The organism is Vibrio satsumensis (assembly GCF_050337435.1).
In the GTDB taxonomy this organism is placed as follows: Bacteria; Pseudomonadota; Gammaproteobacteria; order Enterobacterales; family Vibrionaceae; genus Vibrio; species Vibrio satsumensis.
Genome location: NZ_JAKJSX010000016.1, coordinates 122674 through 129618 on the forward strand (window position 1 = coordinate 122674; position 6945 = coordinate 129618).

7 protein-coding genes are annotated in these 6945 nt (G+C 43.9%); all 7 read right to left on the minus strand.

Going from position 1 to position 6945, the window contains the following annotated elements:
* Nucleotides 1-182: 182 nt before the first annotated feature.
* Complete coding sequence (locus L4C44_RS19955) at nucleotides 183-1649, minus strand: sigma-54 dependent transcriptional regulator (RefSeq protein WP_060983697.1); 1467 nt, start codon at nucleotides 1647-1649, stop codon at nucleotides 183-185.
* A 228-nt stretch (nucleotides 1650-1877) separates the two neighbouring features.
* Complete coding sequence (gene fliS, locus L4C44_RS19960) at nucleotides 1878-2288, minus strand: flagellar export chaperone FliS (protein ID WP_004736194.1); 411 nt, start codon at nucleotides 2286-2288, stop codon at nucleotides 1878-1880.
* Between the two features lie 12 nt (nucleotides 2289-2300).
* Nucleotides 2301-2606 (minus strand): flagellar protein FliT, encoded by a 306-nt coding sequence (fliT, locus tag L4C44_RS19965; protein WP_146492308.1) that lies wholly within the window; start codon nucleotides 2604-2606, stop codon nucleotides 2301-2303.
* Nucleotides 2607-2609: 3 nt separating this feature from the next.
* Entirely contained in the window at nucleotides 2610-4637 is a 2028-nt protein-coding gene (fliD, locus tag L4C44_RS19970; protein WP_146492307.1) for a flagellar filament capping protein FliD, read from the minus strand.
* Between the two features lie 22 nt (nucleotides 4638-4659).
* On the minus strand, nucleotides 4660-5085 hold the full coding sequence (gene flaG, locus L4C44_RS19975; RefSeq protein ID WP_048661526.1) for a flagellar protein FlaG: 426 nt from the start codon (nucleotides 5083-5085) through the stop codon (nucleotides 4660-4662).
* Between the two features lie 81 nt (nucleotides 5086-5166).
* Complete coding sequence (locus tag L4C44_RS19980; RefSeq protein WP_019820748.1) at nucleotides 5167-6297, minus strand: flagellin; 1131 nt, start codon at nucleotides 6295-6297, stop codon at nucleotides 5167-5169.
* Between the two features lie 497 nt (nucleotides 6298-6794).
* Nucleotides 6795-6945, minus strand: a 151-nt coding sequence (locus L4C44_RS19985; protein ID WP_258185656.1) for a flagellin, incomplete at its 5' end; no start/stop codon positions are given.

Sequence of the window (6945 nt, forward strand, 5' to 3'; positions counted from 1 at the left end):
CAAAAATTTGCCTCAGATACTAAAACAGCCTGAGACGTACAACACGAGTCAGGCCATTTGCTATATTTATCACATAGTTAAGCAAGCAACAACTCGACTATGGTCTATCTATTCAGTCAGCTAGAGTTACCAAATAGCTAAGAAGTGTGTGTTAGTTTTTCGTTTTCATCGAAAACTGGACACTATCGCTGCAAGTTATATTTACGCATTTTTTCAACCAGAGTGGTCCTGCGCATTCCAAGCATATCAGCAGCACGAGCAACAATACCGCCCTGTGCTTCCAAGGCTTGATTGATCATATTCACTTCCATATCTGCGAGTAGCTCTTTCAGGTTAACCCCTTCTGGCGGTAACTCTTGAGGCGCATTAGCGTTGTCGGCAAGTTCATCTTGCTGATCAAAGCTAAAATCTTCTGCGAACAAGTCGGAAAGTGCGTCACGCTCTTGCTCTTCTTCAGAGACAAAGCTATTAAACTCAGGCTGGAATTCAGGAATATCACTGTATCGATATTTAGTGGGTAGATGATTCACATCAACCAAGCTATTCGGATACAGGATAACCATTCGCTCAACGAGGTTCGCTAGCTCACGAACGTTACCTGGCCAGTAGTGCTCCATCAAAGAATTGATAGCACGAGCCGTGAAGCAGATAGGCATACTGCCTTCCGCTTCCATTCGAGTCATTAGTTCTTGAAGCAACAGTGGAATATCTTCTTTACGATCTTGAAGCGCCGGCATTTCAATCGGGAATACATTCAAGCGATAATAAAGGTCTTCACGGAACGAATCATCATCGATCATATCTTCAAGGTTACGGTGGGTTGCTGCAATCACACGAACATCAGCTTGTATGGTGCTGTTACCACCTACGCGCTCAAAACATCGCTCTTGAAGCACTCGTAGCAGCTTAACTTGCATCGCCATTGGCATATCGCCAATTTCATCGAGAAACAGTGTGCCACCTTCAGCCAATTCAAAACGGCCTTTACGAGCGGTAATTGCACCAGTAAACGCGCCCTTCTCATGACCAAATAATTCACTTTCGAGCAAATCAGGTGGAATCGCGCCACAGTTCACTGGTACGAAAGGCCCTGAACGACGTTTAGAGTGGTAATGAATGTTACGCGCGACGACTTCTTTGCCTGTGCCTGACTCACCAAGAATCAGCACGTTTGCTTCCGTAGAAGAGACTTGTTCAATTAAATGACGTACTTCTTGAATGCCAGCACTTTGGCCTACTAGGCTGCGAAACAGTGTGTTCTTACGTGCAGAAGACACAACTTGAACACCTTTACGGCCTAAGAAGTCTTTACAGTGTCTTAATGCATCACTTAATTGCGGGTAGTTAAGAGGAAGTTCAAGCTCACCAACATAGTTAGTCAACTCGTCAACCGGGTGATTGTTTTTGCCAATCACCAGTAAAGGGATGTGATTGGCGTGAACAAGCTTCTCATTCAGTAATGCGTTGAAGCCTTTACCTTTAATGGTACCAATAATGCAGCCGGCCCACTGTAGTGACCAGTCAACTTTACGTGCTTGTTCAGAGCTGATTACTTCGCAGCTCTCTCCTACAAACTCTAATATTGTGCTTAAATTGTGACGATCTTGAGCGTTATCGTCGACGACAAGCAGTTTTGCCAAACCTTGCATAAGTAGGAATTATTGCCTTTATTTTGGTGCGATGCGGAAAAACAGTGAGCGACGTAGTCTATAAAACAGTGAAAAGTATCAATGATTATGGTCTACGTGGACAAATTTAGGAAATCAGCAACGAAAAAAGCCATTAGGCTATCTAATGGCTTCTATTTTATTTGATTAAAAAAATAAGGCAACCAACCAATTAAGGGATATGAGATTGGTTAAAACTGCAATTTTTCTTTAAATACCTACGTCAGCGGACGTCAAGTTGTGATATTCGTTCGGAATTTGGTCCCAAGCGCTCTTAATTTCACGGATAATATCGATAACATCATCAATAGGCTGTGGGTCATTTTTGTGATTTGCCGCAGAAATTTGCGTGATCATGAACTCATAAAGTTGATCTAGGTTTTTCGCAATATCGCCACCATCGTCCATAGATAGGCAACTACGTAGGCTAATAATGATATCTAGAGCCTTACCAAGTCGCTCACCTTTCACTGGGATGTTGCCTGCTTGCATTGCCGCTTTGCCTTGAATCAAACGCTCGATAGCTCCAGCCATTAGCATTTGTACAATCTTATGCGGTGAGGCAGCCGTTAGCTGACTATCCACTGATACCTTTTTATATGCCTGTAAAGAACCGCGCATAGTAAACCTCTTCTATAAAAACTTTTTGTATTGTTGAACTGATTTAGCGCCGTGACGGTATTTGTGTAAGGTCTTACCTACTCGACTCGTCTCAGACTGCATCAATTCGACTAATTTTCTGGTTCTGGTAATGGCTTCTAACCATTCAGAACTTTGCTTAACGTCGGGATGTGAGTCGATTATTTGAAGCACGTTTTGCAATAACTGTTCTCTGTTATCGACAAGCTGCGTTATTTCTTCAGCATTAATTTCACTAAATTCAAGTTTAGAGATAATTAATTGATCGAGTTCACAAAGCTCTTGTAGCTGACTATTCATCTATTAGCCCAACGCATTCATCATACTGCCCAGTTGAGATTGCATCTTACTGGTTGCATCTTGCATGGCCGTGAACTTAGAGTGTGTACGGTTCTCAAGGCTATCCATACGGCGATCAAGGGCGCTCTGGTCATCAACCAAACGGTAGTTTTGCTCGACTAAGCTCTTTTCTCGAGTACGAATTGAGCCCGTGATACCTGTGATACCTTGAATCGCATCTTCCACTTTTTTGGCGAAGCCGTTGTTACCGCCAAAGAACTCACCTAACTTATCAAAGTTATTGTTGAGTTGACGGTCAAGCATGTCGTAGTTGATTTCTAGCGAGCCTTGCCTTGTGGTCGTGATACCAAATTCAGTCAAGGACTTGAGGTTGTCTGGCGCACCTTCGATACTTGATGAAAATACCCCTTTCAATCGAGAATCGGCGTTACGAACCGTACTGTCTCCAGAAAGCGGCCCTTTTTGACCGGTCGTTGGATCAACACCGGCCAAGCTCTTAGACACCTGGTAAAACTGATTGTAAGAGTTAACGAAGGCTTCAATGTCTTGACGCACACTATTGCGGTCGTACTCCACACCAATTTCTGCCGGTGGCTTATCTTTTGGCGTTTTTCCCTTCACCGTAATATCAATACCTTCAACGGCATCTTCAATCACATTGTTATTACTAGAGAGTTGAGCAACACCATCTAGGACGACCATAGAATCTTGGCCAGCCTGAACTTCAGTCATACCGCTATAGGTATCAAAAGATTGTTGTGCCTGCGCGAGGTCAGCTTGCGCTTTATCGACCTTTTCTAAAAGCTCTCGCTCTTCAGGTTCTAATTTCGCACGCTCAATCTTTTTGGCTTGTTCAGCGGTCAATTCGCCTTTTTGAACTTTCTCAGCCAGATCGGCTTTTTCTTGTGAGATTTTCTCTTCGATACGCGCTTGCTCAGCCTCAAGCTTCTGTTGGGCTTCTTTAGGTGTCACGTATGAATCAGTCAGAGTACCTGAGGCAGAATTTGACCACCCTGGCACATCGGGTGCCTTCTCTATCGCTTTTTCATCAAGCTCAAGCTCGGGTGTGTAGTAAGAGTCTAAAAGAGTACCTGAGGCTGTTTCTGTCCAACCAGGGATATTGTCTTCAGGCATCACCGACTTTGCCGCCTGAGCTGCGTCTAGGGCAGCTTGGCCGTCGGCTGCGGCTTGCTCACCATAGCTAAGACTTTGAGAGTCTTCGTCAACATCTGAAATAGAATTGGTTTGGGCTTCTGGAATGATATTGCCATCTTCGTCGAGTGTTCCACTCACATTTGGGTCATCGTTAGCGATCGCTTCATCGATGAGTTCGACGGCTTTTCCAGCAGGGGTTAGAGCTAAAATATCTTGAGCAGCAACGCGTGCTTTCTCTAACGCTTTAACACGCTCTTCAAGAGTTTTGTATTCGAGTTTTTTTAGGGGATTAGCAGCATCTGACTCAACGTTGATGCTGATCTGCTGATCGGAACCAGACTGGTTCGAAGCAACAATAAGTCTTGGACCTTCGACATCGTTGATAATAGATGCACGAACGCCTGGGTTGCTATCAGCACCGTTTATACTGCGAACAACATCGATAAGTTTCGATCTGTCGCCAACTTGTACATCAAAGCTGTTATCACCAAGCGAAACCTGCAGCTTACCTGGGCCAAATTTCATGTCCTCTGACAATACATCAGAAGCCACTTTATGACTTTGGGCAAGCTGCAACACATCGATGGCATATTTGCCAGCGATCGCTTCGGTAGTCGCGGTTGCAGACACAAGACCTTCATCGGTACTTTCGACTGTTCGCACAGCAAAAGCTTTTTCCTGACGAAAGTTTGTCATCAGGTTTTTCATCGAATCAAGGGATTCTCTGAGTCTTCCATAGGCACTAATGCTGGTATCGATTCGCGTTCGTTCATTGTCAATTCGTTGCTGTTTGGGTACACGCTCCGAATCAACAATTTTGCTGACCATGGAATTAATATCCATGCCAGACGAAATCCCCATTGGGCCAAAACTCATTAAATCACCTCAATAATACGACTTAAACCTTCACCTCAAATATTCGACTATTCGAGTTTTGGGCTGCTAGGCGTCTTAGAATTTCAAGCATTTCTTCGTCAGGGATCTGGCGAATAATATCACCGGTTGTGGTCTCATAGATGGTCACTACATCCCTCCCCGATTCTTCATCGACCTTAAAAGCCACACCTTTATTGAGAGAAGAGATAAACTCATTTACCTTCTCCACCATTTTGACTCGCTCTTCATCATTTAACTCTTGTCTATGTTGAGCTAATTGAATCGCTGCTTCGGTAGCTTCCTCTTTCGATTTCTCTACCTTGCCATAAGATGTTGCTTCTTTTAGTCGCGAAATACTCGACGCACTACTACCTTCATCGCTTGCAATTTTAATGCCATTAGGTGAGCCATAAGGCTGGATGTTCGATGCGTTGGATGATATTTCCATAACACTCTCCCTCCCTCCTTTATGAGCCAAACAGTAAAACTCTACCCAAAGTAGAGTTTACCGCTACTTACCGAGGTAAGTTTAGCCCAATAAGCTTAGAGCTGCTGATGGTGACTGTTTTGCTTGAGCTAGGATAGAAGTACTCGCCTGTTGTAGGATTTGAGACTTAGTCATAGCCGTTGTTTCTTTCGCGTAATCGGTATCTTTGATACGGCTCTTAGACGCATTAACGTTTTCGTTGATGTTATCTAAGTTGCTGATTGCATGGTCAAAACGGTTTTGGAAAGCACCAAGAGATGCACGGTTACTATCAACAGATTTTAGTGCGCCATCAATGATAGATACCGCTTCGTTTGCACCAGCAACCGAGGTCACGTCGATGTCGTTAACAGTAACATCTTTGCCTGCACCGATACCAAGTTCACCCGCAAGGCTGCCGCCGAACTCAACATCACCATCAACTTTTTGGCTAGAAGCGAAAAGTTGCAGTTTGCCGCCTTCACCAACAGACGCTTTAACGTCTTGGCTTTGACCGTTGATGTAAGTTGCTAGCTCTTCCATATCGTTGCCTTCTTTCGCAGAAATAGACAACTCTTGTGCTTCGCCAAACTTATCGTTGTATTTGATCGTTAAGTCAGCGCCAGCACCTACGCGCCAAGAAGCATCTTTGCCTTCTTCTACGCCGTAGCTCTTACCACCCATGTCTTGAGTGTCGGTACGCATGTTATTCATAGTCAGCATTACTGCTTCACCAGAATCTGCACCGATTTGGAAAGATTGGCTACCGTAAGTACCGTTAAGAAGCTTGTTACCACCAAAAGAGGTCGTTTCAGCAATACGGTTAAGTTCTGTGTTTAGAGCAGAGACTTCTTCTTGGATCGCAACACGTTCAGATTTGCTGTTTGAACCATTTGAAGATTGAAGAGAAAGGTCACGCATACGTTGCAGAATGTTGGTTGACTCATTCATCGCACCTTCAGCAGTCTGTGCAATAGAGATACCGTCATTCGCGTTTTTCACAGCCATATCTAGGCCACGGCTTTGCGACGTTAAGCGGTTAGAGATTTGTAGGCCTGCAGCATCATCTTTTGCGCTATTAATTTTATAGCCAGAAGACAAACGCTCCATTGATTTTTGAGTACCTTCAGCCGCGCTATTCAGGTAGCGCTGAGCCGTCATTGCAGACACATTAGTGCTTACATTAATCGCCATAGTTGATCTCCTTTAGGCATTTTTTAATGCACTTATGTGACTCTCACCTCACACAAATACATGTCAATTTGTTTATGTACCAGTGTCTCTCTCACCTTACATTGGTACATATCATTTCTCTCAATCCCTTTAACGGCCCCTTAATTAGAAGCTTTAATAAAAAATGCGATTTTTTTCGTATTCTTTTCAACAACAAGGAAAAATGTGATCGGCCTTCAATTAATAGGTCAGCATTCGCTAAAGTTTCGTATCCTCGCTCATTTATAAGTGTCGCCTTGCACATAAAAACCAAAGCAGATCCCTAATATCTAGTTTTTGCTTCTGTTTTCCAACATTGCACTTTTCCAAATACACCTTCGCCAAATCGCAGGCAATAAAAAACCCAGCCGAAGCTGGGTCTGTTTAGCGCTCATCTCTCACCACGAGCTAATTTGTGGAAGCCTAACGTTAACGCTTATGATCAACCATGCTTATAGTCAACGTGGCCTTTCAATCGATTAACCTAGTAGGCTAAGTGCCGAGTTCGGAGCTTGCTTCGCTTGAGCAAGAATCGAGCTTGAAGCTTGAGAAAGGATCTGAGACTTAGTCATCTGAGTCGTTTCTTTCGCGAAATCGGTATCTTTAATACGGCTCTTAGATGCGTTAACG

Bases quoted from the DNA above. Each gene is read 5' to 3' on its own strand.
- L4C44_RS19955 (WP_060983697.1), bottom strand. From the start codon at position 1,649: ATGCAAGGTTTGGCAAAACTGCTTGTCGTCGACGATAACGCTCAAGAT.
- fliS (WP_004736194.1), bottom strand. From the start codon at position 2,288: ATGCGCGGTTCTTTACAGGCATATAAAAAGGTATCAGTGGATAGTCAG.
- fliT (WP_146492308.1), bottom strand. From the start codon at position 2,606: ATGAATAGTCAGCTACAAGAGCTTTGTGAACTCGATCAATTAATTATC.
- fliD (WP_146492307.1), bottom strand. From the start codon at position 4,637: ATGAGTTTTGGCCCAATGGGGATTTCGTCTGGCATGGATATTAATTCC.
- flaG (WP_048661526.1), bottom strand. From the start codon at position 5,085: ATGGAAATATCATCCAACGCATCGAACATCCAGCCTTATGGCTCACCT.
- L4C44_RS19980 (WP_019820748.1), bottom strand. From the start codon at position 6,297: ATGGCGATTAATGTAAGCACTAATGTGTCTGCAATGACGGCTCAGCGC.